The sequence below is a fragment of the Amycolatopsis sp. NPDC058278 genome, from assembly GCF_042881395.1.
GTDB lineage: Bacteria > Actinomycetota > Actinomycetes > Mycobacteriales > Pseudonocardiaceae > Amycolatopsis.
Map to the genome: position 1 here is coordinate 63524 of NZ_JBHVXZ010000014.1, position 26284 is coordinate 89807.

23 protein-coding genes are annotated in these 26284 nt (G+C 72.9%); 7 read left to right on the forward strand and 16 right to left on the reverse strand.

What is annotated here, in order from left to right:
- Nucleotides 1-19: 19 nt before the first annotated feature.
- The 5 genes from ACFVYA_RS09865 to ACFVYA_RS09885 all read right to left on the reverse strand — a co-directional run bounded on the left by ACFVYA_RS09865 (nt 20) and on the right by ACFVYA_RS09885 (nt 5071).
- Nucleotides 20-700 carry a response regulator transcription factor gene (locus ACFVYA_RS09865; protein WP_387044168.1) on the reverse strand — a complete coding sequence of 227 codons (681 nt, stop codon included), beginning with the start codon at nt 698-700 and terminating at the stop codon, nt 20-22.
- A complete protein-coding gene (locus ACFVYA_RS09870; protein ID WP_387044170.1) occupies nt 700-2088 on the reverse strand; it encodes a sensor histidine kinase in 1389 nt (462 codons plus the stop codon). Before ACFVYA_RS09870 ends, ACFVYA_RS09865 begins: the two co-directional genes overlap by 1 nt.
- A 70-nt stretch (nt 2089-2158) precedes the next feature.
- Nucleotides 2159-2881 (reverse strand): type 1 glutamine amidotransferase, encoded by a 723-nt coding sequence (locus tag ACFVYA_RS09875; protein ID WP_387044172.1) that lies wholly within the window; start codon nt 2879-2881, stop codon nt 2159-2161.
- Nucleotides 2874-4067, reverse strand: a complete 1194-nt coding sequence (locus ACFVYA_RS09880) for a MurT ligase domain-containing protein (RefSeq protein WP_387044246.1) — start codon at nt 4065-4067, stop codon at nt 2874-2876. The genes ACFVYA_RS09875 and ACFVYA_RS09880 overlap by 8 nt, the downstream gene beginning before the upstream one ends.
- A 92-nt stretch (nt 4068-4159) precedes the next feature.
- Nucleotides 4160-5071, reverse strand: coding sequence for an NADP-dependent oxidoreductase (locus ACFVYA_RS09885; RefSeq protein WP_387044174.1), 912 nt, complete (start codon nt 5069-5071; stop codon nt 4160-4162).
- A 76-nt stretch (nt 5072-5147) separates the two neighbouring features.
- On the opposite strand from ACFVYA_RS09885, the gene ACFVYA_RS09890 reads away from it, so the two are divergent.
- The 4 genes from ACFVYA_RS09890 (at nt 5148) to ACFVYA_RS09905 (ending at nt 9206) form a co-directional block, all read left to right on the forward strand.
- Nucleotides 5148-5711, forward strand: coding sequence for a helix-turn-helix domain-containing protein (locus tag ACFVYA_RS09890; protein WP_387044176.1), 564 nt, complete (start codon nt 5148-5150; stop codon nt 5709-5711).
- Nucleotides 5712-6145: 434 nt separating this feature from the next.
- Nucleotides 6146-6928 carry an IclR family transcriptional regulator gene (locus ACFVYA_RS09895; RefSeq protein ID WP_034284138.1) on the forward strand — a complete coding sequence of 261 codons (783 nt, stop codon included), beginning with the start codon at nt 6146-6148 and terminating at the stop codon, nt 6926-6928.
- Nucleotides 6929-6955: 27 nt separating this feature from the next.
- Nucleotides 6956-8644, forward strand: coding sequence for an L-lactate permease (locus ACFVYA_RS09900; RefSeq protein WP_387044178.1), 1689 nt, complete (start codon nt 6956-6958; stop codon nt 8642-8644).
- A 10-nt stretch (nt 8645-8654) separates the two neighbouring features.
- A complete protein-coding gene (locus tag ACFVYA_RS09905; protein WP_387044180.1) occupies nt 8655-9206 on the forward strand; it encodes an HD family hydrolase in 552 nt (183 codons plus the stop codon).
- On the opposite strand, the gene ACFVYA_RS09910 is transcribed toward ACFVYA_RS09905, so the two are convergent.
- The 5 genes from ACFVYA_RS09910 to ACFVYA_RS09930 form a co-directional block, all read right to left on the reverse strand.
- On the reverse strand, nt 9203-11155 hold the full coding sequence (locus ACFVYA_RS09910; RefSeq protein ID WP_387044182.1) for a DUF1707 domain-containing protein: 1953 nt from the start codon (nt 11153-11155) through the stop codon (nt 9203-9205). The genes ACFVYA_RS09905 and ACFVYA_RS09910 overlap by 4 nt on opposite strands.
- A 39-nt stretch (nt 11156-11194) precedes the next feature.
- Entirely contained in the window at nt 11195-12460 is a 1266-nt protein-coding gene (locus tag ACFVYA_RS09915; RefSeq protein ID WP_387044184.1) for an RNA polymerase sigma factor, read from the reverse strand.
- 39 nt (nt 12461-12499) lie between these two features.
- Nucleotides 12500-12850 carry a YciI family protein gene (locus ACFVYA_RS09920; RefSeq protein WP_285986873.1) on the reverse strand — a complete coding sequence of 117 codons (351 nt, stop codon included), beginning with the start codon at nt 12848-12850 and terminating at the stop codon, nt 12500-12502.
- 4 nt (nt 12851-12854) lie between these two features.
- On the reverse strand, nt 12855-13280 hold the full coding sequence (locus ACFVYA_RS09925) for a YciI family protein (protein WP_387044186.1): 426 nt from the start codon (nt 13278-13280) through the stop codon (nt 12855-12857).
- Nucleotides 13281-13379: 99 nt separating this feature from the next.
- Entirely contained in the window at nt 13380-14096 is a 717-nt protein-coding gene (locus ACFVYA_RS09930; RefSeq protein WP_387044188.1) for a DUF6193 family natural product biosynthesis protein, read from the reverse strand.
- On the opposite strand from ACFVYA_RS09930, the gene ACFVYA_RS09935 reads away from it, so the two are divergent.
- Nucleotides 14095-15144: a small ribosomal subunit Rsm22 family protein gene (locus tag ACFVYA_RS09935; protein ID WP_387044190.1), complete on the forward strand. Its 1050-nt coding sequence runs from the start codon at nt 14095-14097 to the stop codon at nt 15142-15144. The two genes, ACFVYA_RS09930 and ACFVYA_RS09935, sit on opposite strands and share 2 nt — an antisense overlap.
- Here ACFVYA_RS09935 and ACFVYA_RS09940 read toward each other — a convergent pair.
- A complete protein-coding gene (locus ACFVYA_RS09940; protein ID WP_285986879.1) occupies nt 15141-15977 on the reverse strand; it encodes a maleylpyruvate isomerase N-terminal domain-containing protein in 837 nt (278 codons plus the stop codon). The two genes, ACFVYA_RS09935 and ACFVYA_RS09940, sit on opposite strands and share 4 nt — an antisense overlap.
- A 401-nt stretch (nt 15978-16378) precedes the next feature.
- On the reverse strand, nt 16379-18925 hold the full coding sequence (locus ACFVYA_RS09945; protein ID WP_387044192.1) for a CHAT domain-containing protein: 2547 nt from the start codon (nt 18923-18925) through the stop codon (nt 16379-16381).
- A 96-nt stretch (nt 18926-19021) separates the two neighbouring features.
- Between ACFVYA_RS09945 and ACFVYA_RS09950 the strand changes: the two genes are divergently transcribed.
- Nucleotides 19022-19303, forward strand: a complete 282-nt coding sequence (locus tag ACFVYA_RS09950; protein ID WP_387044194.1) for a hypothetical protein — start codon at nt 19022-19024, stop codon at nt 19301-19303.
- A gap of 11 nt (nt 19304-19314) precedes the next feature.
- Here the strand turns inward: ACFVYA_RS09950 and ACFVYA_RS09955 are convergent, their stop codons facing one another.
- From ACFVYA_RS09955 to ACFVYA_RS09965, 3 genes are read right to left on the reverse strand one after another with little or no spacing between them, the layout of a single operon-like run.
- Nucleotides 19315-19800, reverse strand: a complete 486-nt coding sequence (locus ACFVYA_RS09955; RefSeq protein WP_285986882.1) for a hypothetical protein — start codon at nt 19798-19800, stop codon at nt 19315-19317.
- Nucleotides 19797-20372, reverse strand: a complete 576-nt coding sequence (locus ACFVYA_RS09960) for a sigma-70 family RNA polymerase sigma factor (RefSeq protein ID WP_353068011.1) — start codon at nt 20370-20372, stop codon at nt 19797-19799. Before ACFVYA_RS09960 ends, ACFVYA_RS09955 begins: the two co-directional genes overlap by 4 nt.
- The gene (locus ACFVYA_RS09965; RefSeq protein WP_387044196.1) at nt 20369-21997 is read right to left on the reverse strand and encodes a S8 family serine peptidase; all 1629 of its coding nucleotides are present in this window, start codon (nt 21995-21997) and stop codon (nt 20369-20371) included. The genes ACFVYA_RS09960 and ACFVYA_RS09965 overlap by 4 nt, the downstream gene beginning before the upstream one ends.
- Nucleotides 21998-22197: 200 nt before the next feature.
- Here ACFVYA_RS09965 and ACFVYA_RS09970 point away from each other — a divergent pair, with 200 nt between their 5' ends.
- A complete protein-coding gene (locus tag ACFVYA_RS09970; RefSeq protein ID WP_387044198.1) occupies nt 22198-25362 on the forward strand; it encodes a SpvB/TcaC N-terminal domain-containing protein in 3165 nt (1054 codons plus the stop codon).
- On the opposite strand, the gene sigJ is transcribed toward ACFVYA_RS09970, so the two are convergent.
- A complete protein-coding gene (sigJ, locus tag ACFVYA_RS09975; RefSeq protein WP_387044200.1) occupies nt 25331-26212 on the reverse strand; it encodes an RNA polymerase sigma factor SigJ in 882 nt (293 codons plus the stop codon). The genes ACFVYA_RS09970 and sigJ overlap by 32 nt on opposite strands.
- Nucleotides 26213-26284: the final 72 nt, after the last annotated feature.

A 26284-nucleotide genomic window follows, 5' to 3' on the forward strand; every position in this document is an offset into this window, starting at 1 on the left:
CCCGAAAACAGCCGATTGATTACGATCGAGTAACGTCCACGAGGCGGTAGCCCACGCCCCGGACGGTCTCGATGGTGTGGGTGCCGAACGGCGCGTCGATCTTGCGCCGCAGATAGCCGATGTACACCTCGACGACGTTCTCGTCGCCGTCGTAGTGCGCGTCCCAGACGTGGCTCAGGATCTCGTTCTTCGACAGCGCCGCGCCGGCCCGCCGCAGCAGGAACTCCAGCAACCCGAACTCCCGCGCGGTGAGCTCGATCCGGCTTTGTCCCCTGTGGACGGTACGGGCGGAGGGGTCGAGCCGCAGGTCGCCCGCCTCCAGCACAGCCGGCCGGGCCGGGGCGCCGCGCCGCAGCAACGCCCGCAGCCGGGCGATGAGCACGACGAAGGAGAACGGCTTGGACAGGTAGTCGTCGGCGCCGAGGTCGAACGCGTCGGCTTCGTCGTACTCGCCGTCCTTGGCCGTCAGCATCAGCACCGGCGTCCAGTTCTCCGCCGCCCGCAGGCGTTTGAGCACCTCGTAGCCGGACAGCTCGGGCAGCATGATGTCGAGCACCACGACGTCGTACTCGTGCTCGGTCGCCCGCCAGAGGCCCTCACGGCCGGTGTGCGCGATGTCGGCGGTGAAGCCTTCGGCGACCAGTCCCCGCCGCAGCGTTTCCGCGAACTCGCGCTCGTCCTCCACGATCAGCAGGCGCACTACTCCTCCTTCGGCAGTTCGATCACCGGTAGCTCGATCACGAACCGCGCGCCCGGCTCGGCGGACTCGGCGTAGCGCGCGCGGCCGCCGTGGCGGGCCGCGATGCCGGCCACGATCGGCAGGCCCAGCCCGGTGCCGCCGTGCCCGCGCTGCCGCGACGCGTCGAGCCGGACGAACCGCTCGAAGATCCGCTCCCGGTCGGCCGGCCCGACGCCGGGTCCGTCGTCGCTCACTTCGACGACGGCGAAGTCGCCACGCACCGCGCTGCTGACCCGGATGCGCGAGCGCGCGTGCCCGCGCGCGTTGTCGACCAGGTTGCGCACCGCCCGCCGCAGCTGGGTCTCGCTGCCGTACACCTTCGCCGGCCCGGCGCGGACCTCGACGTCCACCGTGCTCTCGCCCCGGACGCGCTCGGCCTCCGCGCGGACGATGTCGTCGAGGTCGACCTCGGTGCGCTGCGGCCGGTCGGTCGCGTCGTCGGTGCGGGCCAGCATGAGCAGGTCGTCGACGAGTTCACGCAGCCGCGCGGTTTCCCGGCCGATCACCGGCACCAGGTCCCCGGCGCTCTCCGGGTGCCGCCCGGAGACGTCGAGCGCGGTGCTGATCGTCGACAGCGGCGAGCGCAGTTCGTGGCTGGCGTCCGCGACGAACCGGCGTTGCGCGGCCTGGGCCGACGCGAGCCGGGACAGCATTTCGTTGAGCGTCACGGCCAGGCGGTGCACCTCGTCGCCGCCCGGCGGCAGCGGCACGCGCGCGGCGAGGTCGCGCGTCGAGATCTCCGCGACGGTCCGGCGCATCCGCTCGACCGGCCGCAGCGCCGAACCGACCGCGCGGTAGACCGCCAGCCCGGCGATCGCCAGCAGCGGCACCGCGATCAGGCCGAGCAGCAGCGTCAACCGCGTCGACGCCTCCGTGACCGGTTCCAGCGAGCGCGCGGAAATCACGGTGAACGGGCCGCCCGGGCCGTTCACCTCCTGTGACACCACGCGGTAGTCGTCGTTGTCGCCGTTCAGCCCGAGCGGTAGCGTTTCGACGATCTCGTGCCCGGCGGCCGGGCGGGCCGCGGTCAGCGGCGGGTGCCCGACGATCGCCGGATCGCTCGCGATCGGCGTCCGCCGCGCGTCCAGCACCTGCGTGACGGCCTCGGTGTCGCCGGTGCTGGCGACGTCGCTCGCGCTCAGGTCGCGCGCGCCCTCGCGGATGAGCTGGATGGCGACCTGCCGCCCGGTGCTGCGGGCACTCTCGGTGACGCTGCGGTCGAGCGACTCTTCCAGCAGCAGCACCACGACCACGCAGCCGACGGCGATGGCCAGCGCGAGCGCGAACACCGCCACCGCGGTGGTGCGCATCCGGACGCCGGTCGCGGCGATCACCCTGCCCAGTTTCACCAACGCAGCGTAACCACGAACGAGGCGGGCGCGCGGGTGGACCAGCGACGGGACGCTCGCCGCCACCGGGTCACGCGCCCCGGCGGCGGCGCGGGACGGCGAGCCGTTCCTCGCGCAGGCGCTCGACCTCGGCCAGGCTCAACGGGCCGAGCGGGTGCCCGATCGTCCAGGCCAGCAGCAGGTCGGCCAGCGCGGGGTTGCGGGCGAGCGCCGGGCCGTGCAGGTAGGTGCCGACCACCCGGTCGGTCACCGCGCCCTCGGTGCCGTCGCCGTTGCCGGTGCCGCGCACGACCCGCCCGAGCGGCTCGCTGCCGTCGCCGAGCTTGCTGACGCCCAGGTGGTTTTCGAACCCGGTCAGGGCTTCCCCGGCCAGGAGCCGGGACGGCGTCGCCACCAGTTCGGCGACCGAGCGCTGCGGGCCCGGTTCGGTGGTGACGTCGAGCAGGCCGAGGCCGTCGTGGTCGACGCCGTCGAGGCCGCGGAACCGGGTGCCGAGCACCTGGAGGCCGGCGCACACGCCGAACACGACCGCGCCCCCCGCGACCGCCCGCCGCAGGCCGGGGTACTTGCGCAGGTGCGCGGCCGCGAGCACCTGGGCGCCGTCCTCGCCGCCGCCGAGCAGATACAGGTCCAAAGTGGACGGCACCGGCTCGCCGAGCCCGACGGGCACCACCTCGGCGTCGAGCCCGCGCCACTGCAGCCGCTTCCCGAGCACCTGGGCGTTGCCGGTGTCGCCGTAGGTACCGAGCACCTCCGGCAGCAGAAGTCCGATGTGGACGATCGAGTCAGCCACCCGGCAGCCTGCCCACCAGGTCGCGGAACGCGGTGTAGTTGGCGACCAGTTCGACGGCACCGGGCGGCAGCGCGTCGATCGCGGTGACCGGGTCCGGCTCGGCCCAGTGCGCGACTTCGGCGTAGCAGAGCCGGACGGAGAGATCGGCGCCGCGCTCGCCGGTGACGACCACCTGGCGCCCGCGCAGCCGTTCGAAGTGCACGTCCCACAGCCAGGACAGGTCCCGGCCGTCGGCTTCCTGGGCGTTGACCGCGACGACGACCGGGGTGTCCTCGTCCAGCACGCGCAGCGTTTCCACCCAGCCGGCCGGGTTCTTCGCCAGCATCACCCGCACGGAGTGCCGCGACCGCCGGATCGTCCGGTAGCGGCCGCCGATGTCGGTGATGGTCCGCAGCCGGGCCGCTGCGGTGTGCGGCGGCACGCCGAGCCGGTGCGCCGCGGCGAGCGCGAGCGCGGCGTTCGCGCGGTTGGCCTCGCCGGGAAGCCGCAGGTCGAGGTCGACCTGGCGGCCGCCCGGGGTGAGGACGAGTTCGCCGTCGAGTGTCCAGGCGGGTTCCGGCCTGGCGAGTCCGCACTCGCAGCTCCAGTGCCGCTCGTGGGTTTCGACGCGGCCCTCGCAGCGCGGGCACGCCGTCGAGTCGCCGGTCCAGCGGCGGCCCGTGCTCACCCACACGAGCTTCGCGGCCACGCTCGCCGCGGACGTCACCAGCACGTCGTCGCAGTTCGCGACGACCACCGTGCCGGGCAGTCCGGCGATGGCGGCCCGCAGGTCGCGTTCGGTGGCGCGGACCTCGCCGACCCGGTCCAGCTGGTCGCGGCTCAGGTTGAGCAGCACCAGGACGGCGGGCCGGACCTGGTCGGCCACCCACGGCACGTACGTCTCGTCGACCTCGAGGACCGCGTAGGGCGCGTCGGGGCGGGCGGTCAGCGCGGCGAGGACGCCGTCGGGCATGTTCGAGCCGTCGCTGTTCGCGGCGACCTCGGCGAGTGTCTCCAGCGCGCGGGTGAGCATCAGCGACGTCGTGGTCTTGCCGTTGGTGCCGGTGACGAGCACGACGGTGCGTTCGCGGCCGAGGCGGCGCAGGGCGGCCGGATCGAGAGCGAGCGTGACGCGGCCACCGATCATGCCGCCGCGGCCGAGCCCCGAGCTGCGTGACAGCCAGGCGGTCAGCCGCCCGGCGGCCACGGAAGCGCGGGTGCGGAGGGGACTTCGGACGGACACCGGCTGGATGGTGCCCGCCGGGCGCTGTGATTTTCCTGAGTCAGTGGCGCGGGTCTCTAGAGCGTGACGACGACCTTGCCGTGGACGTGCCGCGCGGCCTGCAGCGCGACGGCGTCGCGGATCTTTTCGACGGGGAAGACCGCGGCGACGGGCACGGTGAGCCGGCCGGCCGCGATGGCATCGGCGATCTTCGCCAGTGCGCCCGGCTCGGCGTCGGCGCCCCCGGTGGCCCGCACCCCGCCGGGCGGGTTCGGGCCGACGGAGATCGTGGAGATCCGCTCGGGCGGGACGCCGAGTTCGAGCGCGGCCTCCACCGTCTCCGTGCCGAAGAGGTCGGTCGCCGCGGTGATGTCGCCCAGTTCGCGGACCCGGCCGGCCAGGCCCGGTCCGTAGGTGACGGGTTCGGCACCGAGTTTGCGCAGGAAGGGGAAGGTGCCCTCGGCGGCGGTGCCGATCACGGTGGCGCCGGCGAGCCTGGCGAGCTGGACGGCGAAGATGCCCACCCCGCCGGCGGCCCCGCCGACCAGGAGGGTGTCCCCGGCCCGTAGGCCGACGGCGGCCAGCGCGGCGGCCGCGGCGGAGCCGGCGACCGGAAGGGTGCTCGCCACCTCGTCGCTGATGCCGTCGGGAGTGGGGAAGAACGCGTCGGACGCTTTGAGGACGACGAAGTCGGCGACGGCCCGCCCGAGCGCGCCGCCGTGGACGCGATCGCCGACGGCGGTTCCTCCCACCCCGGGTCCCACTTCGTCGACGACGCCGGCGAAGTCGTACCCGAAGCCGGACGGCAGGGTGATGCCGAACCGCGCGGCGGCCTCGGGTCGCGCGGCGAGGCCCCAGTCCATCGGGTTCAGCCCGGCGGCCGTGACGCGCACGCGCACCTCACCGTGGCCGGCGTGCGGCTCGGGGACTTCGCGCAGTTCGAGCACCTCGGGGCCACCGAACTTCTCGTAGACGACGGCTCGGCTCATCGAAACCTCCAGTTATGGGACTTGGTCCCGTCACCGTACACCCGATGACGGGACCAAGTGCCGTAAACTGTGCCGCATGGCCCGCTGGGAACCGAACGCACCGGAAAGGCTGAGCAAGGCCGCCCTCGAACTGTTCGCGGAGCGCGGCTACGAGAACACGACGGTGATCGACATCGCGCAGCGCGCCGGACTCACGAAGAGCACGTTCTTCCGGCACTTCCAGGACAAGCGGGAAGTGCTCTTCGGGGCGAGCACGCTGGCGGACCTGCTGGCCGCGGCGGTGGCCGCCGCGCCCGAGACGGCTGCGCCGCTCGAGGCCGTGGCTTGCGCCATGGACGCGGCCGGCCGGGAGGCGTTCACGGCCGAGCGACGCGAGTTCAGCGCCCAGCGACGGGCGGTGATCGGGGCACACCCGGAGTTGCAGGAGCGGGAGGCACTGAAGGGACTGGCCCTGACGGCGGCGATGACCGACGCGCTCCGGCGACGCGGGGTGCCCGAGGTGACGGCGAGCGTGGCCGCAGAACTGGGGGCGCTGGCGATGAAGATCGCCTACAGCCGGTGGATCGACGGAACGGCCGACGACTTCGGCGACGCCGCGCGGCGGGCGCTTGACGAGGTGCAGGCGGCCATCGGGCGGTAAGCCGCTCCCCGAAGCCGGAAACCGCGTTCCCCGGGTGCACTCGCATCGAGTGGCTTGGGCCGCGGAAACCACCCTCCCCGCGGGGGCGCCCCCCCGGGTCCAGCGTATCGACGCCGACCGACAAGAACCGCGGAAGAACGCGAGCCCGAGCCGGTTTGTCCACATTGCGGCCGGCCTGTTGATGCCCGCTCAACTATTCACACATCTGAACACCCCCCCCCGTCGAACCCGTCGAAATCCCCCGATGACAGCCGCGCAACCGCCATAGGTAGGAAACTTAACCATCGGATGTTGAACCAATTAGCTTCCGCAACTACTCGCATTGTTGCGAGTCATTCCAAGATCTTCCCCAGATACATCGGAGGTGTTACCGTCCAACCCCAGCCAGCGGAAAGGCGTACCGCTGAGCGGGAATCTGTCCAACGGAGGGCAACGTGGGACCGGAGCGCGGGCTTGAACAAAGCGGAACTCTCGAACGCGGGCTCGCCGTGCTGGAGCACGTCGGGCGGCACCAGGAGATTTCCACCAATGCGATCGCGCGGCAACTGGGGCTTTCCCGCAGCGCCGCCTACCGCATCGTCGGCACCCTGAAGAACCTCGAGTACCTCGAAGCCGACCAGGTCACCGGGCGGGTGCGGCTGGGGACCCGGCTCGTCGAACTCGGGGCGCGGGCGATGGCCGCGACCGATCTGCACCGGTGTGCTCCGCGGTACCTCGCGTCGCTCGCCGAACGGTCCGGCGAAACCACCTACCTCGCCGTTCCCGACAACGACACCATGGTCTACGTCGCCACCGAACGCAGTGCCAGCGCCGTCACCCTCGCTTGCCGGCTCGGGACGCGGCGGCCGCAGCACGCGACGTCGCTCGGGAAGGCCTGGCTCGCCGCGCTGCCCGAGGGCGACCGGCTCGAACGCGTCCGGCGGATGAAGCTCGATTCCCTCACCCTCAAGACCATCATCGACCCGCACCGGCTGCTCGACGAACTCGCGAAGACCAGCCGCCGCGGCTGGGCGATCGACGAGGTCGAGAACGAGCCGGACGTCGGCTGCGTCGCCGCCGCCGTGCGGGACCACTCGGGACGGCCGATCGCCGCCATCAGCATCGCCGGGCCCGCTCCGCGCGTGCTGCGCCGCCTCGACGAACTCGGTGCCTCCGTGGCCGGGACCGCCGCCGCCCTCTCCCTGCGGCTCGGGTACGTCCGGAGCCGGCCGGCCTGAGCACCCCACCCGGCAAAAGGAGCCGACGTGACCTGGATCCAGGACTACCAGCCGGCGGGCGGGCTGTGGGTTTCCGCGCTGCTCGCCGCGCTCCCGATCATCGTGCTGCTCGTTTCGCTCGGGGTGATCCGCTTCTCCGCGCACCTGTCCGCGGCGCTGGCGCTGGTCACCGCGCTCGGTGTCGCCCTGCTGCTCTACCGGATGCCGGCCGCGCTGGCGTTCGACTCCGCGGCGATGGGCGTGGTGTTCGGCGTGTGGTCGGTGGCCTGGATCGCCTTCCACGCCGTGTACTTCCACAACGTCACCGTCGCCACCGGCCGGTTCGACGCGATCAAGCGGGTGCTCGCCGGGTTCAGCGAGGACCGGCGGCTGCAGGCGCTGCTCATCGCGTTCAGCTTCGGCGCGCTGCTCGAAGGCGTCGCGGGCGGCGGATCGCCGATCGCGATCACCGCGGCGATGATGGCCGCGCTCGGGTTCCCGCCGGTGAAGGCCGTCGTGCTGGCGCTGCTGGCGAACACCGCGCCGGTCGCGTTCGGCGGCCTGGGCAACCCGCTGATCGTGCTCGGCAGGCTGACCGCGCCGATCATGCACCTCAAGCCGGACCGGGCGACCGAGCTGTTCTCGGCGGCGGTCGGCCGTCAGGTGCCGGTGCTGGCGCTGATCATCCCCGCGTTCCTGGTCGTGGTCCTGGCCGGCTGGAAGCGCATGCTCGAGGTGTGGCCGGCGGTGCTGACCGCCGGGCTCGCCTTCGCGGCCATGCAGTTCGTCGCGTCCAACTACATCAGCGCCAGCCTCGTCGACGTCCTCGCCGCGCTCACCGCGATGGCCGCGCTGTGGATCCTGACCCGGTTCTGGCAGCCCGCGACGGTCTGGCGCTTCGAGGGCGAGGAAGCCCCCGCGGCCAAGAGCCTCGGCGCCGCCCAGGCCGAGCGCGGGGCGCTGTACGCGTGGATGCCCTACATCATCCTGATCCTGGCCATCTTCCTGTCGCGGATCGGCACGATCTTCAAGAACCTCCCGGTCTGGCTCGACCTGACGAAGCTGCTGCACAAGGCCGACTGGATCTTCGCCTGGCCGGGGCTGCACAACCACGTCGTCCAGCACCCGCCGATCACCGCGAAGAACGCGCCGTACGCGGCGACACTGACCGTCGACTTCCTGTTCTCGCCGGGCACGGTCGCCCTGCTCGCGGCGGTGATCGCCGGCTTCGCGATGGGCGGGCGGCCGAAACTGCTGCTGACGACCTACCGGAAGACGCTGCACCAGATGCGCTGGGCACTGGCGACGATCTTCATGATCCTGGCGATCGCGTTCGTGATGAACTACTCGGGCGCGACGCAGACACTGGGCCTGGCCCTGGCGACGACCGGCGTGGTCTTCCCGCTGTTCTCGGCGTACATCGGCTGGCTGGGCGTGTTCCTCACCGGCTCGGACGCGTCGACGAACAGCCTGTTCGGCCCGATGCAGGTGATCTCGGCGCAGCAGCTGAACCTCAACCCGATCCTGGCCGGCGCGACGAACACCTCGGGTGGCGTGATGGGCAAGATGATCTCGCCGCAGAACCTGTCGATCGGCGCGACGGCGATCGGCCAGAGCGGCAAGGAGGGCTCGCTGCTGCGGCAGACGTTCCTGTGGTCGCTGCTGCTGACCGCGGTGGTCGGGGTGATTTCCCTGCTCCAGGCGACGATCCTGACGGCGATGATTCCCTCGCCCTAGGCTGGGCCGCATGAGTGAGTCACTGGCGTCCTTCGGCTACGAGCTGGGTCTGCTCAAGCGCGTCCGGCGGTCGGGCTGGTGGCACGCGGGGGTCCGCGACCCGGAATCGGTCGGCGAGCACAGCCTGCGCGCGGCCCAGCTCGCGGCGCTGCTCGCGGCGGAGGAAGGAGCGTCGCCGGAGCGGGCGGCGTTCTTGGCGGTCTGGCACGACACGCAGGAGACGCGCACGGGCGACCTGCCGCTGACGGCCGTGGACTACCTGCGCAAGCCGGAGCCGAGGGAGATCACGGCGGACCAGACGGCGTCGCTGCCGGAGAAGTCCCGGGACCTGGTTCGCGAGGCCGTCGACGAGTACGAGACCCGCGAGTCGGCCGAGGCGTTGTGCGCCAAGGACGCGGACAAGCTGGAGATGCTGCTGCAGGCGCTGGAGTACCGGGACATCGGAGTGCGGCCGGTCGACGAGTGGATCGAGTCCGCACGGAAGGGGCTCAAGACCGAGACGGCGCGGAAGATCGCCGAGGCGGCGTTGACGCTCTCGCCGCTGTCCTGGCGAGGTCGCTAAGCCAGCCGGCGAACCCCCACCGTGGCGTAGTCGGTGGCCAGCCCCAGGACCAAAGTCCGGTCCGGGAGCGCGACGGCGCTGAGGATGTCGCCCCGCAGGGCGCGCCGGTACGGCAGGACAGCACCGTCCCGCAGGTCCCACGCCATCGTGTTCTCCGCGGAGCCGGCGGCGACCACGACCGGGGTACCGTCCGGCAAGGAAGTGCACACCACGGCTTCTTTCGCGTGGACCAGGCCGGTGATGGTGTGGCGCAGGGCGCCGCTCCGCAGGTCCCAGACCCGGATCTTCTTGTCCGTGCTCGCGGACACGGCAACCGGGGTGCCGTCGGGGAGCACCGCGGTGTCGATCGAGCTGACCGGCTGGGTGCGGCCGGTCAGCCGGAACCGCATCACCCCCGTCTTCAGGTCCAGCACCCTGAGGTGTCCGTCCCCGCCCGCGACCACCACGACCGGCGTGCCGCCGGGGAGCACCACGGGGACCGCCTTGCCGAAGGAGTAGTCGTCGGAACAGTGGTGGAGCAGCTTGTGGTCTCGCAGATCCCACGTCTGGATCGCCTTGCTCCCGTTGTGGGTGACCGCGACCGGAGTGCCGTTGGCCAGCGACAAGCACCGCACCGCGCACGAGTTCCTGGCCGGTTTCGGCAGTGCCCCGCGCGGCGATCCGTCACGGAGGTCCCACACCCTCACCGTCCGGTTCGGGCTGACCGTGACTGCGACCGGGACACCGTCCGGGAGGACCATGGCCGCGACACCCCGCACGTCGTGGGTGTGACCGCTGAGCGTGTGCCGCAGCGTGTTGTCCGTGAGGTCCCATACCTTCGCGGTGTTGTCCCGACCGCCGGTGATCGCCACCGGGGTGCCGTCGGGCAGCATCAGAGCCGTCAGTGACGCGAGGCCGGCCTTGTGCCCACCCAGCGACCGCCGACGTGGCGGCGTCTCCTTCCGCCGGGCAACCGGCTCCGGTTCGGCCGGAGCCGGCTCTGCCTCCTCCGAGGAAGGCCGAGCCCGCTCCAGGGCATTGGCAGCCGCGACGGTGCGGGCGCCCCACACCAGGAGCCCGACGATCACGATCACCGAGGCCACCGCCGTCACGATCGCGGCGGACGCGAAACCCGAGTTCGCCAGGAAGAGTACGAGGTAGAACAAGGGAAGGAAGCCGATACCGGCGGTCACGGCGGCCCGCTGGCCGGCTCGCACCGTCGGCACCCACCGCGTCTTGGCGACCTCGACAGGCGGCGCGGGCTCCGCGGAGGTCGACGGCGGCGGCAAGTCCGCCACCACCCTCGCCAGCTCGTCACGCAACCGCGCCGCATACACCGCACGCACCCGCTCGTCGAACTCGGACAGCTCGATCAGACCCGCCTCCACGGCGTCTTGCAGTTGCGCGACAACGGCTTCCCGGTCGGCGTGGGACGCACGTGGTGAGCGAGCCGCGCCCGCACCCGTCGGCAAGTCGGCCACCAACGCGGCGAGCTGGGCATCGGTGCCCGCCCGCCGGACGGCCGCCAACCGGTCGTGCTGTTCGGCCGGATCCAGCAGCCCACCGGCCACCGCAGCCTCGATGCGCGCGATGGCCTGATCGCGTTCGACGTGGCTCGCCTTCGCGTCCAGATCGCCGACAACAGCCTCGACGTCGGCGTACGTGACCGCCCGGTTCAGCAGCTCCTCGGCGTCGGCGTAAGCGCTTGCTCGGAGCCGCCCGTCGGTCAAGGCGTCGGCCAGCTGGACCAGCGCCCGCTCCCGGTCCGCCGTGGAAACCCGAGCGGCCAGATCGGCGACGGCCGGCGTCAGGTCCTTCCGCACCCGGGCGGCCTGCACCACCACCAGCCGCCGTTCGTACTCGGCAAGGTCGATCCGGCCCTCCCGCAACGCCTTGTCCAGCGTGCCGGTGACCTCAGCGCGGGCGTCGTGTCCGATGCGGACGTCCGCGCGACGTCTTCCGCCTGCCATCGCGGGAGCATAGCGACCAGATCCGGCAAATCGGAACGGCTAACGACCCACCGCCGTCGCGCGGTCCAGCAGGAGAGCGCGCTCGCGGGAGTTCTCCGTCATCTCGGCCGCCCGCCGGAACTCCTGCTCGGCTTCCTCGAGCCGGCCGACCTTCTCCAGGAGGTCGCCGCGGACGCTCGGCAGCAGGTGGTAATCCTTCAACGCCGCTTCCCCGGCGACGGCGTCGACGACCGCCAAGCCCGCCTCGGGGCCGTACGCCATCGCCACCGCGACGCCGCGGTTCAGCTCGATCACCGGGGACGGCTGGAGCTTGCCGAGGCCTTCGTAGAGCGCCGCGATGCGGGCCCAGTCCGTCTCCTCGGCCGTGCGCGCCCGCGCGTGGCAGGCCGCGATCGCCGCCTGGGCGGAGTACGGGCCGTACGCGCCCTCGGCGATCTGCTCGGACAACGTCAGCGCCGCGAGGCCGTGCTGGATCAGGAAGCGGTCCCAGCGGGAGCGGTCCTGGTCCAGCAGGAGCACCGGTTCGCCGTTCGGGCCGGTGCGGGCCTTCGCGCGGGACGCCTGCAGCTCCATCAGCGCGACCAGGCCGTGGACCTCCGACTCGCCCGGCATCAGCCCGGCGAGCACGCGGCCGAGCCGCATCGCCTCTTCGCAGAGCGCCGGCCGCATCCAGTCGTCGCCGCGAGTGGCCGAGTAGCCCTCGTTGAACACGAGGTAGAGGACTTCGAGCACGGACGACAGCCGCGCGACGCGCTCGTCGCCCTCCGGCACCTCGAACGGCACCTTCGCCGCGGCGAGCGCCTTCTTCGCCCGGACGATCCGCTGGGCGATCGTCGATTCGCGGACCAGGAAGGCACGCGCGATCTCGTCGGTGGTGAGGCCGCCGACCATGCGCAGCGTCAACGCGACCCGCGCCTGCGTGTTCAGCACCGGGTGGCAGGCGACGAACAACAGGCGCAGGACGTCGTCCTCGATGTGGTCGTCGAGCGCGGCGTCGAAGTCGAGCAGGACGCCCTCGCCGAGCTGCTGGTCGCGGCCGACTTCCTCGAGCTTCTCGGCGTACCGCTCGTTGCGGCGGAACTGGTCGACCGCGCGGCGCTTGGCGATGGTCATCAGCCACGCGCCGGGGTTGCGGGGGACACCCGAATCCGGCCACTGCTCCAGCGCCGCGACCAGGGCGTCCTGCGCCAGTTCCTCGGCGAGACCGACGTCACCGCGGGCCATCCGGGCCAGGCCCGCGATGAGCCGCGGCGACTCGATCCGCCAGACCGTTTCGACCGTTCTCCGGGTGTCCGCAACCGTCACCCGGCCATCAGACAGGGTGATCTTGCGCGGTGCAACCCACTACTCGCTGATCGGGCGGATCTCCAGCACTCCCTCCCCCGGACCGAGGTTCGGGACCTGCTTCATCAGCTCGACGATCTCGCCGAGGGATTCGCCCTTGAGCACCCAGAACCCCGCGATGAGTTCCTTGGTCTCCGCGAACGGACCGTCGATGACCTTGGGCTCCGCGTCGCCTTGGAACACGACGCGCGAGCCGTCCGCGCTGGAGGTGAGCCCCTCGGCGAGTTCCATCCGGCCCTCGGCGACGAGCCGTTCGTTGAACTTCGTCATCTCGGCCAGCTCTTCGGCGCTGGGCTGGAACCCGGCCGCCTCCGACTCGGGGCTCGCCTTCACGATCACCAGGAACCGCACGGCGTCACGCCTGGCCGGCGGACTGCGCCCGCAGCCGGCCTTCCAGTTCGGCGACTTCCGGCGTCATGTTCTCGAAGTCGGCGGCCTCGGCGACGCGGCGGATCTCGACCTCACCGGCCTGGCCGTCGGGGTTGGGCATCCGCTTGATCCACTCGATGCACTCTTCGCGGTCGCGGCACTGCAGGATCCAGAAGCCGCCGACGAGCTCCTTGGTCTCGGCGAACGGACCGTCGACGACCTTGGGCTCCTCGGTGCCGGAGAAGACGACCCGCGCGCCCTGCGAGCTCGGCGTGAGCCCTTCGCCGGCGAGCAGGATGCCGGCCTTGACCATCTCTTCGTTGAACTTCCCCATCTGCTCCAGCAGCTCGGCGCTGGGGCCCTGGCCCGCCTCGGAGTCTTCGTTCGACTTGACGATCACCATGAACCGCATCGCGGTCTCCTCTCGGTCTGGTCTTGCCTACGCGTCGAACGGCCCGGCCCCGGATCGACAGCTCCCGCAAAAAACTTTTCGCGCCGGAAAACTAGCAGCTCAGCGCGGATCCGTGGGGACAATCCGGACAGGGGGGCGCCCGACCTCCCCCGGCGACGGCACGCCGAGGCGGTCCATCTCGGCCACGCACACCCGGACCGCTTCGGCGGCGTCGTACGTGACGTCGGGTTCCTCCCGCCGATCCTTCGCGACGACGGTGAACCGGCCGTCGCGGGCCGACCGGACCCACGGGCCGGGCACCCGGTACTCGTCCGCGGTCGGCCGGAAGGACATCCAGTACATCGACGTGAACGGGTACATCCGCCGCAGCCTCGGCTCCCGCATCGCCGCCTCGACGAACTCGCCCAGGTCGTGCCGGTCGTACGCGCGGCGGAACTGCCACGCGAGCTCGATCCGGTCGCCGCTCTCGTACGCGTCCGCGATGTCGGCGAAGTCGGCGAACGGCCACGCCGCGGCCAGCTCCCGCGCGGTGGCGCCGCCGAGCCAAGCCGCGGCGGAGCCGGTGACCTCCGTCAGGTCGGTCGTGGCCGGCCGGCTCAGGTGCGTCCCGCGCAAGAGGTGCCGCACGCGGAACAGCCGCTCGCGCACGAGCGGCAAGACCTTCACGGCCCGGTCGCCCTTGCTGACCGTGGCCACCAAGCCGCCGAAGGCGCCCCGCGCGTCCAGCAGATCGATGTCGCAGCCGGGACACGCGGCCCGGAGCACGGCCTCGAGACCACCGGCGTCGACGAGGTCCTGATACGGCGATTCCCCCATGCGCCCAAGCTACCTCCGTGGCCCCGATGAGCCCCCGGCTAATCTGCCCGTCGTGGCGGTACTCCCCGACGATCTCTCCTCCGCGCTCGACGCCGAGCTGGCCCGGCACCCCGTGGCCCGGCTGACCCAGGCCGTCGACCGGCTCAGCACGCGCTACCGCCAAGGTGACGCGGCCACTTCGCCGATCCTCAGCTCCGAAGCCGACGTCGCCGCGTACGCCGGCTATCGCATGCCCGCGACCTACGCCGCCGTGCACGCTGTGCTCGCCGAAGCCGCGTCACGCGCTCCCGGCTTCGAGCCGCGTACCCAGGTCGACGTCGGCGGGGGTACCGGTGCCGCCGTCTGGGCGGCCGCGGCCGTGTGGCCTTCGCTGGTCCGGTGCACCGTGCTGGAGCAGGTTGCCGGGGCCGTCGGGCTCGGCAAGCGGCTCGCCTCCGGCGCCGGACGAGCCGTGGTCCGGGACGCCGAATGGCGGCGCGGGTTCGTCGACCCCGCCGCGCCGGCGCCGGAAGCCGACCTCGTCACGCTGTCCTACGTGCTCGGTGAACTGCCGGACGCCACCCGGGCCGACGTCGTGCGCTGGCTGGCCGCCAAGTCCGGAACGGTCGCGCTGATCGAGCCCGGCACGCCGGCGGGCTACGAGCGGATCCGCGCCGCCCGCGCGCAGCTGATCGAGCTCGGCCGGCACGTCGTCGCGCCGTGCCCGCACGATGCCGCGTGCCCGATCGTGCCCGGCGAGGACTGGTGCCACTTCGCCACACGGCTCCCCCGCTCGGGACTGCACCGGAAGCTCAAGGCGGGCACGCTCGGGTTCGAGGACGAGAAGTTCGCCTACGTCGTCGCGTCGCGGACCACGCCGGAGCGGCCGGACGCGCGGATCATCCGGCACCCGAAGAAGCACAAGGGCTGGGTGGCGCTCGACCTGTGCACGCCGGACGGCCTGAAGCCCGGCGTCGCCGTCTCGAAGAAGCAGGGCCCGCGGTACCGGGCGGCCCGGGACGCCGAGTGGGGCGACGGCTGGTCTTCGGAGTTCCGCGTGCGGAACTAGGGCATCCGGACCGTCCGCAGGAACGCCGGCAGCAGCCACGGCCGCGGGCCGCCGATTCGCACGCCGCCGAGCAAGGCCGCGCGGAGGTGGGAAATCCGGCCGAACATCATCGGTACCAGCACCGCCGGGTCGAACCGCAGCCGGACGTCCGCGGTGCCGTCCGGCTCCTCGTACCGCAGCCCTCCGTGCTGGAGCGCCAGCACCGCCGGTCTCGTGTACGCCGACCGGAACTCCACCGCGATGCGACGCGGCGACGGCGTCGCGTCGTCGAGGAGGTGGCCCATGTCGTTGCGGACCATGCCGAACAGGAACAGCTCCAGGAACAGCGCTTCCAGCCGCGCGGGGATGCGCCACGGCTGCCCGAGGACGCGGGCGATGTCGAGGCCGTGGATCAGCATTTCGTTGACCAGGTGGGCGAGGACGCCCGCCACCGGCACCCGGGAGCCGCCCAGCCACCAGACCGGCTTCTCCGGGTCGAGGTCCGCGCTGACCAGCAGCACCTCGGCGATGTCCGCGCGCAGCCGCGCGGCCAGCCGGACCGGGTCGCGTTCCGGGTGGAGCTCCAGCGCGAGCGCGTTCATCCGGGAGATCGTGTCGACGCTCGCCGTGTCGATCGGCTCTTCGAGACCCGGCAGCGGGAGCGGGCCGCCGTCGCCGCGGATCATCGCCGTGTACATCAGCGCGATCATCCCCACGTGCGACGCCGCTTCGGCGATCGACCACTCGCCGAGCGCTCGCGCGTGCGGGTCCCCGACCCCGGTCAGCAGGTCGGCGAACCGGCCGCCGACCTCGGGCAGGGCCGCGCGCACCTGGTGCCACTGTTCGACCGTCACGGCTTTCGACGCTAACCCGCGGGCACACCGGCCCGGATCTTCGAAGGTGCGGTTGTCTTCCGGGCTGCTCGACGCCGGGGTCGAGCCCGTTGTCCGGCCGACCCGCACTCCGGCACGGCCATCGGACAGGACCTGCGCGTCGACGGACGGACTCCGTCGTGCTGCTCCACCGTGAGTAGGGAACTCGCAGCGGTAACCGGCCAGTCGGGGGGCGTGCCAGCCGGTTACCGCCGCACCGAGGAAGAGGGAACCCTGCGCCAGGAATGACGCGCGGCCCCCGGCTTCACTCGATCGAGTGACGTCAGGCCGGATCGGCCAGGTTCCCGTTGACATACGAGCCCGGGTGGGTGGCGGGCAGCGGCTGCCGGTCGCCGCGACGCCGGAAGACGTCGGAAAGGGAATCAGCTGCGGCCGAAGCAGACGAACGGCATCAGCGGCTCCGCCTTGGCCGCGTCCGCCAGGGCCCGGGCCGGGGGTGTGCCGACTGCCAGCGCCTGGTGGAACGCCAGCATCACGCCGCCGGCGGTGCGGTCGTCGACGCGGGCCACGCTCGAGACCACCGTGCGGCTGCCGCCGTAGAGCAGCGCCGCCGTGAAGCCGAGGACTTCGTCGCCCGCGCGGACCACCGCCTGTCCGACGTCGCACGACGACAGCACCACCTGCTCCGGTGCCGTGGCCAGCTGCTGGACGTCGTAGGCCATCAACGGCCCGTCGGCCAGGTTGAGCCGGGAAAACAGCACGTTCTCCTGCTCGTGGTGGCCGTGCGCGGCGAAGTGGGCCAGGCGGCAGCCGTCGAACGCCTTGAGCGTGGCCGCGACCGTGGCGTCCGGGCCGATCAGGACCTCGGCGTCCGGGTACAGCGGCGCCAGCCGGGTGACCTCCGCCTCCGCGTGGGTCAGGTCGGAGCCCGCGACGAGCAGCGGCGCTCCGGTCGCCCGGCCCGACCGGCGGCCCGCGTCGAACCAGGCCGACGACGACGGCGTGACCGTCACCGGGCGGCCGTGCAGCGTCGGCAGCAGTCCCCACGGGATCGCTGAAAGCGCACCGGTCGGCACGACGACGACGTCGAGGTCGCCGAGCCGGGACGCCAGCGGGGCCAGCAGGACCGCGTCGAGCGCGGTGACCTGCGTCCGCACCGAACGGCGGATGACCCGGTCCAGCTGCGGCGGCAGCTGGCGCCCGCACAACGCGTCGAGGTCGCTGTGCAGCCGCGCGACCGGCTCCGCCACGGCCGACGCCGGGCCGAGCTCGACCAGCGCCACCCGGTGGTTCGCGAGCACCTGCGCGCACAACGCGCCGCGGTCGGCGAGGAAGCAGACCATCGCGCTGCCGGTCGCCGCGAGCTCGTCGCCGATCTCGCGCAGCTTCGCTTCGGCGTGGTCGACGTCCACGCCTTCGGCCTGCCAGCCCTTGGCGCGGATCTCCCGTTCCAGCGCGGCACACCGCTTCACGGCCTGGGTGTCCGGCTTCCCGGCGAGCTCGCCCGCGCGAATCTGCATCGAGAGGAACCGCAGCTCGGCGACGGCGTCGACGATCTCGGGGTGGGACGGCGGGCGCACCGGCCGGAACCGGAACGCCTGGGCGCGGGAGCGGTCGAGCCAGCGGAACACCACGCCCGGCGAGCGCTGGGCGAGCGCGGCGGCGAGCCCCGCGTCGGCGAGTTCCTTGCCCAGCGACGTCGTCCCGGTCTGCAGGTCGACGCTGCCGAACCGGCTGCGGTGCCGCTGCAGCTGCGTCAGCCCGGCCCGCGCGTTCGCGAACGTGATGCGCCGGTGGCCGGTCGCGGCCCCGAGCTCGGCCAGCGCGAGCCGCCGGACCAGGCGGTTTTCCAGCGGCGCGGTCCGGCGGTCGCGCGGGGCGATCCCGGCTCGGGCGCCGTCGAGGTCGCCGAGGGCGATCCGGGCCCGGGCGGCCAGCAGGGCCGCGATCTCCGCGTCGTTGCGCAGGCCCAGCGCGGTGAGCCGGTCGGCCAGCGCGGTCGCCTCCGCGCCGACGCGGGCGATCCGCCGCCCGGCCGCGAAGTCCGCGCGCAGCACCGTCAGCTGCGCCACCGCCGCCCAGGTTTCGTTGCCGCGACGGCGAAACCGGCGTTCGGCCCGCCCGGCCCAGCTGCGCGCCGCCGCCGGATCACCGCTCGCCAGCGCGGCCAGCGCCCTGGTCAGCTCGGCTTCGGCGTGTTCCTGGTTCATCCGCAGCCGCGGGAACTGCTCGAGCGCGGCGTCCAGTTCGGCGGCGGCTTCGTGCGGCAGCCCGGCGGCCAGCAGCGCCCGCGCCTTGTCGACGGCGAGCACCGGCAGCATCCCGACGCTCCGCTCGGCGTAGAACCCGCTCGCCGCGTCGAAGTCGCGCAGGGCGCCGGGGATGTCACCGGTGAGCACCCGCGCCTGGCCGCGGCCGTGCGCGGCCTTGGCGAAGATCCGGGCCAGGCCGTCTTCTTCGGGATGGCCGGCCCCGATCTGCTCGCACTGGTCGAGGTCGGCGAGCGCGAGCCGGACTCGCCCGGCGTACTGGTGCAGCATCGCGCGGTTGAGCAGCGTCCTGGCGAGCACGACGAACTCGCCGGCCTGCCGCAGCAGCGGGATGGCCTCGTCGAAGCACACCAGGGCTTCGTCCATCCGGCCGATCAGGATGAGCACGAGACCCCGCTGCTGGCGCAGGATCCCGCGCCCGGCGTCCGACACGAGGGCGTCGGCCTCGTCGAGCAGCGCGAGCCCGCGGGCGCTGTGACCCAGCGCCGTTTCGACGGCCGCGTAGGTGCCGAGCACGCGCGTCGCGAGATCGGGCCACGCCGGCCACCCTTCCGGTGGTTCGGTGGTGGGCAGGCCGAGCAGCCGCGCGGCGGACCGGATCAGCCGGCCGCCGACCACCGGCTGGCCGTTGTTGGTCGCCGCGACCGCCCGCCGGTGCAGGTCGCGGACCCGGTCTTCGACCCTCGGCGACGCGACCACGGGCTGCCCTTTCGGCCGGGGAAGAACGCCCCGGATCGTACCTCCGAGTCAGAGGTACCAGGCAGTTCCCGGACACCGGGTCAATACTGTGGCTGAATGCCCCTTCCCGTGCCGACGGTCATCGAAGCACTGCCGCCCCGGTACCGCGGGATTGTCGTGGAGCTGCTCGACGACCGCGCCCCGGACCTGCTGGCCGCGTTGCGAACGCAGGCGAAACCGACGCTCGTCCAGCAGGAAGCCGTGCTCGAGGTGCTGGCCGACGCCTTCGTCGACCACCTCGGCCCGTGGGACGAACCCACCCCGCGGGGCGCGCTCATCGACGACGCGCTCGGAGCGTTCCTCGAGCGGTGGCCCACCGAGGACCTCGCCGAGCGGTGACCCGCCCCGCGTCAGAGTTCGATCGCCGGCGTGCTCACCGTCCTCGACCGGTCCACCGTGCGGACGAGGACCTGCACCATGCCGTGCGGCACCCCGCTGACCGCGAACCGGCCTTCGGCGTCCGAGGTCGTCGTCAGCGTCCCGTCCTTGGTGCGGACCTCGATCGGGTGCCCGGCGGGCGGGGTGAGCCAGCCGTCCAGGCGGATCGTGCCGCCCGGTTCCGGGCTGACGTTCACCATGATCGTCAGGCTCTCGCTGTCGAACGTGATGAGCCTGCCCTGTTCGGCGGCGCTGCGCGCACCGGCGAGCTGCTCCAGGTCGCGGATGCGCATCACCTCCAGGTCGACGTCCTCCAGCCGGATCGCGAACCGGATCTGGTCCACCAGCGTGGCGGGCATCGGGTCGGCGTCTTCCCACAGCTCGCGCACGCCGGCCAGCAACCGGAGGTCGAGCTCGTCCAAGGGCTCGTTCGCGCCTGGTGGTTCGACGGTCGTCACAGCCAATCTCCTTCGCCGTTGGCGAGTAGCTGCTCGCGCAGGCGCGCGAGGCAACGTCCCCTGGTCGGGCCGATACTCCCCCTCGGCATGCCCAGCCGGGCGCCGACTTCGGCGTAGTCCGGCCGGTGCACGAACGCCACGATCCGCAGCAGGCTGCGGCAGCGTTCGGGCAGGTTGTCGACCGCGCGCCACAACCGCACGCGCTGGTCCTCGCGCAGCACCCCCTCCTCGGGTGCCGGCGATGCTTCGGAAAGCCGCTCCGGAAGGTCCGGCAGCGGCCGCTCGATCTGGCGCTTTTCCCCCGTGCGCCAGGCCTCCCGCTTGGTGACGGTGATCAGCCAGCCGGTCAGCGCGACCGGCGAGCGGATCTCCGCGAACGAGCCGAGCAGCCGCAGCCACGTCGTCTGCACGACGTCGGCCGCGTGCTCGGCGTCGAGTCCCTGATCACGCGCCACCTGCCAGAGCAACGGCGTGAGCAGGGAAATCAGCTCGTCCAGCGCCGCGCGGTCGCCCTCCCGCGCGGCGTCGAACAACGTCGCCACGCGCGCGTGGTCGGTCCTGGCCACGTTCACAGCGAGCCCAGCGCGGTCCAGGCGCGCTTGACGACGGTTTCGCGGTCGACCGTGTCGAGGTCCCCGGACTGCAGCAGGGCCTTGCCGAGCTCGGCGGCGGCCAGTGGCGCGGCGAACGACGTCCCGTCCCAGACCGCGAAGCCGGCGCTGTAGTCGTCGGGGTCGAAGGAGTTGCGGCCGAAGCCCGGCACCTCGTGGTCGGCGGCCGCGGTGCCGCGGACGTCGGTCGGGTAGGTGCTGACGACGCCGGCGCCGGTCGCCCAGGCCCGCACCCACGGGCCTTCGTTGGAGAACAGCGCCTTGCTCGCGGTGACGTCGGGGTTGAGCGCCCCGACGCTGATCACCTGCGGGCCGCTGCCGCCGCCGAGCGGCTGGTCGGCGAAGGCCGCCGGGTAGAACCGGCGGGTGGTGGCGTCGTTGCCGGCCGCGGCGACGACGAGCACGCCGAGGCCCAGCAGCTCCGCCATAGCCGCGCCGAACTGGCCGGTGTACGCGATGTCCGCCGGGTTTTCCTCGTAGTAGCCCAGCGACAGCGAGACGATGTCGACCATGTCGTCGGGCCGGTTGTCCGCCTGGGCCGCCCGGACGCGGTCGGCCAGCAGGTGCAGGGCGAGCAGCACGTCGGCTTCGTACGCGACGCCGTCGCTGTGCACCACGCGGATCGCGAGGGTGTCGGCTTCGGGGCAGGCTTGGCGGACGATGCCGGCGATGAACAGGCCGTGCCCGGTGTCGGTGTCGACGTCGCCGATCAGCGGCTGGCCGGTCGTCGGCGCGTCCCAGTGGTCCGAGAGCAGCTGCGTCGGCAACGCCGGGCCGGAGGCGAGCTCGGCCTGCAGGATCGCCGCCTGGATGCCCGGCGCGACGGCGAGCCCGGAGCCGGCCGGCGGCGGGCCGCTGCGGTCGGTGAGGCCGAACCACGGGTGCGGGCCGATGCCGGTGTCCAGCACCGCGATCACCGGCCGCCGGTGCCCGGGCTCCTCGCTGCGGTAGGGCGGCGCCGCGGCCAGCGTCACCGGAATCCGGTTGGCGCCGCGGGTGCGCCCGTAGGAGCTGCCCGCGCCGAACCCGCTGGTCTCCCACGGTGTGCCGCCGAGGCCGCTGGTCTCCCACGGCACCCCGCCGAACACCGGCGTGGTGAACAGCAGGTGCTCCGGCGCGATCGTGGCCGCAACCTTCGGGTCGAGCTCGGGCCGCTCGCCCGCCGACGCGGACCGCAGCAGCTGGAGCGCTTTCCAGCAGTCGACGACGACCGGGCCGGCGTCATCGCGGACGCGCAGCAGGGCGCGGACGGGCAGTTCGCCGAGCTGCCGGACGCGGTCGGCCTCCTTGGTGTCGCCCACGCCGGCCGGCTCGGCGTAGAGGCCGATGCGGGCCAGGACGCCGTTGATCGCGGCCAGCGTCTGCTGGTCGCGGAGGTACCGCTGCGGGATGAGGAACACGCCCGGCCGGTACACGGTGGTGCGCGGGGCCGGCTGCCCGGCCGCGACGACGGCCGTCGCCGGATCGAGCACGCGGGCGCCGTGCCGGTCCAGCAACTGCCTTGGCGGGGCCGGGAGCTCGTTGAGCGTGCTCGCGTCCTCCACCGCTGCTTCCGCGGTCTCGTCCCGTACGAACCTGACGACCATCGGGTCCACCCTCCTGCTGCCTCTGCCCCCGCCACTGATCACCAACGGCACCGGGAAAGACCCGCGGGCCGCCATTGGGATACGACACGAACATCACGAATGCATAACGGCGACGGCAAACGGGTGACGACGTATCTGGCGCCCCCGGCTCACCCACTTGGCCCTCCGGAAGTCACGGATCCACCTGCGGGGAGATCACCATGGTTGTGCTCCGGCCGAGCACGCACGAAGCCGCCTTCACACCGGAACCGGCGACCGGCGGCGGCTGCTTCACGGTGCCGCTCGACCTGCCGCCCGGTCCCGGCGGCAGCGCGCCCGCGCTCGCGCTGCGGTACGCGACCGGCGCGCCGAACGGCCCGTTCGGCGGCGGGTTCACCCTTCCCCTGCCGCACGTCGGGCCGGCGGACGAGCACGCGCCGTCCGGGGCGGCGGGCCGGCTCGTGCGCCGCGGCGACGGCTTCCTGCTCACCACGGACGCGGGCCTGCGGCACTTCCTCGGCCCCGGTGACGGCGCCACCTGGTACCTCGACCGGACCGAGGACGCGTTCGGCACCACCGCGACGTTCGGCTGGGCGCACCACAGCGGCCAGGCCTACCTCACGCGCGTCTCCTACGGCCCGTACGAAGTGGAGTTCGCCTACGAACCGCGGCCGGACGTGCTGCGCCGGGGCCACGACGGCACCCTCGTCACGACGGCCCTGCGGTGCGCGCGGATCGATCTGCGGGTGCCCGCCTCGACGCGGCCGCTCGTGCGGCGGTGGACCCTCGGCTACGACGCCGACGACGTCACCGGCGCGTCCCTGCTGACGTCGGTGGCGCTCACCGGCTTCGACACCCACGGCACCGAAACCGCCGCTCCGGTCTTGCGGCTGGCCTACGCCTCGGTGGCGGCCCCGGCACCGCGGCGGGTCCGGCTGACCGCGCGGGCGCGGACCGGCGGCGGGGTGTCCGTGCTCGACGCCGTGCCGTACCACTCCTTCGAAGACCTGCCCCGCACCGGACGGCTGTGCGAGATCGACAACGGGACGGGGCTGCGGACCGCGATCGAGTACTCGACCGTCGCCACGGTGCCGGTGGTCCGGCGGGTCTCCCGGCGCGAAGCGGCCACCGGCCACGTGGGCGTGACGGAGTTCGAGTACCACGACAGCCGGCTCCCCGTCTTCGGCCGCGTGGTCCAGGACGACCTCGGCGACGAGTACGCGCCCACCCTGCGGACCGTGCGCTGGTTCGGCGACGAAGGGCTCCTGGACAAGGAGGAGACCTACGGCCTCGACGGCTCGACGGCGGCGGACCGGCCGTACCGCCGCGTCGAGCACCTTCGCCGTCCACAGTGGACGCGCTCGGTGACGACGGTGTTCGAACGCCGGGAGGTCCCGGTTTCGGTCACCACGAAGGAGACGGCCTTCGACACGGCCGGGAACCCGGCCCGGGAGGTGGAGACGACCGAACGGCCCGGCCGCGAGCCGGTCGTGCGGGAGACGCGGACGAAGTACGCGGTCGATCCCGAACGCCGGTTCGCCGCACTCCCGGCCCGGGTCCGCCAGGTCGACGGAACCGGAAAGGTGTTGTCCGACAGGATCTTCCGGTACGACGAAGAGCCCGACGGCTTCGCCGGTTCGCACGGCTTCTGCACCGCGCAGGAGGAGCTGGTGCTCACCGACGCGCTCGTCGCCGACGTCTACGGCTCGCACCCGCCCGACCTGCGCCACCACGGCTACCACCGCCGTCCCGGCGAGGAAGGGTGGTGGGTCACGACGTTCCACGGGCGGCTCGGCACCGTCGCCGGCCTGCGCACCACGACGACCGATCCGCTCGGCCACACCCGGGAGGTCCGGTATTCCGCCGACCACTGCTTCCCCGAGGTGACCACGGACCCGCTGGGGAACGTGACGATCACGCGCCACGACGTCCGCACGGCGCAGGTGTGCCGGGTGACCGATCCGGCGGGGGCGGTGACCACGCTGACCCACGACCCGCTGGGACGGCCCGAAACGGTGGTGCGGCCGGGCGACTCGGCGGACCTGCCGACCGTCCGGTACCGCTACGACCACAGCGGGCCGGTGCGGGTCACCACCGAGGAGCGCGCGGTGTCCGGCGAGGCGGAGGTGCTGGTGACCGCCGAGCTGCGCGACGGCGCCGGGCGGCTGCTGGAACGGCGGCACGCGGAACTGCTCGGCGACGTCGTCGACGAGCACCACGAGTACTGCGCGCGGGGCCTGGTGTGCCGCACGAGCCGGGCGTTCCGCGACGGCGATCCGCTGCCCCCGCCCGCGGAGTTCCGGTACGACGCACTGGGCCGCCCGCTGGAGATCCGCGAAGACCACCACCCCGAAAGCGGCGTGCACGATCTGCTTGGGCGGGAGCTGCGCGGCGAGGACGGTGTGGTGCACGTCCGGAACGCGGCCGGGGACGTCGTCGAGTCGCGGACCGCGGGCGGGCACACGGTGTTCCGGGTCCGCGACGCGGCCGGCCGGGTGGTCGCGGTGCTCGTCGACGACCCGCGCGGCACGCCGGTCACCACGTTCACCTACCACGACGGCGGGCTCACGGTGCCGCGCGGCGCGGGGCCGCACAGCTGCGGTCGCCTGGTGCGCGTCACCGACGAATGCGGGGTGACCCAGTTCGGCTACGACGCGCTCGGCCGGCCGGCGGAGCTGCGCTGGCGCCCGGCGCACGTCGCCGTCGAGTACCGGCTCGACGTGACCCGCCGGGCCGACGGGCGGGTGTCGGAGGTGGCCTACCCCGACGCCGGTGACGGGCGGCTGACCGTGCACCACCAGTACGACGAGGTCGGCAGGCTGGTCAGCGTGCCCGGCTTCGTCGACGCCGTCGCCTACGACCTGAGCGGGCGCCGCACCGCGGTGCACTACGCGAACGGCGTCAGCGAGCACTGGGCCGGCGGGCGGCACCTGCTCACCGGCCCGAACGGGCTGGTGCGCGACATCGAGCCCGGGCCCGCCCCCTCGGTGTTGCCGCCCGGCAGCGAAATCCGGGACGCGTTCGGCCGGCTGCGCGGCGTGCACGGCGACGACGGCGCCAACGCGCTGTACAGCTACGACCACACCGGCCGCCGCGTCCGCACCCTGGTCACCCACGGCTCGCACATCCACGAGGTGCTGACCCCCGACGACCGGTACGCCATCGAAGACGGCGAGCTGGTGGTCGTGGTGGCGGGCGCGGTGCGGCGGTACGCGGACGGCCGCACCCGGTACCTGCACTTCGACGACGCCGGCGGGATCGCCCTGGTGACGGACGAAACCGGCGCCGTCGCCGAGGACGTCAGTCTTGTCGGGCTTGTCGGACTTGTCGGTGCTGTCGGTCTTGCCGGTGTGGTCAGTCCAGCACGGCCAGGTCCAGCCGGCTGAGGCGGTCCGGGTCGGCGAGGATGTCGATCTCGACGATCCGGCCGCCCGCGACCGTGAAGCCCAGCACCGAAAACGGCCGGCCCTCGCGCGTCGCGACCACGCCCGCCGCGCCGTTGACCAGCGCCCGGTGCACCACGCCGCCGCCGGCTCCGAGGCGCGAGAAGGTCAGCGCCTGGTTCGCCACCGCCGCGGCGCCGCGGACCTCGGTCGAGCCACCCTGCGCCGCGCCGCGGTCGGCGCGCAGCACGACCTCGGGGTCCAGAACCGAGACGAGCGCGTCGAAGTCGCCGCCGCGGGCGGCCGCCAGGAAGGCGTCGACGACTTCGCGCTGCCGGGCGAGATCGGGGTCCGGCGCGACCGGGGCACCCTGGACCCGCCGCCGCGCGCGGCTGGCCAGCTGCCGGGTCGCTGCCTCGGACCGGCCGACGACCGGGGCGATCTCCTCGAACGGCATCGCGAACATGTCCCGCAGCACGAACGCCAGCCGTTCGGCCGGGGTGAGCGTGTCGAGCACGACCAGCAGCGCGAGGCCGACCGAGTCGGCCATCAGCGCTTCGTGTTCGGGGCCGTCGTCCTCGCGGCTGACGATCGGGTCGGGCACCAGGGTTTCCCACGGCTCTTCGCGCCGCGCCTTGCGGGAGCGGAGCATGTCGAGGCAGACCCGCCCGACGACGGTGGTGAGCCACCCGGCCAGGTTTTCGACGGCCGCGGTGTCGCTCCGGCTCAGCTTCAGCCACGACTCCTGGACGGCGTCCTCGGCCTCGGTCAGCGAACCCAGCATCCGGTAGGCGACGGACCGCAGGTGGGCGCGGTGGGCTTCGAAGCTGCGGGCCAGGAGCTCGTCGTTCACGGGGGTTCGTCCTTTCGCGGTGCGATCACCACCTTGACGAACGCGGGCGGATGTTTGTGACACGTTTGACCT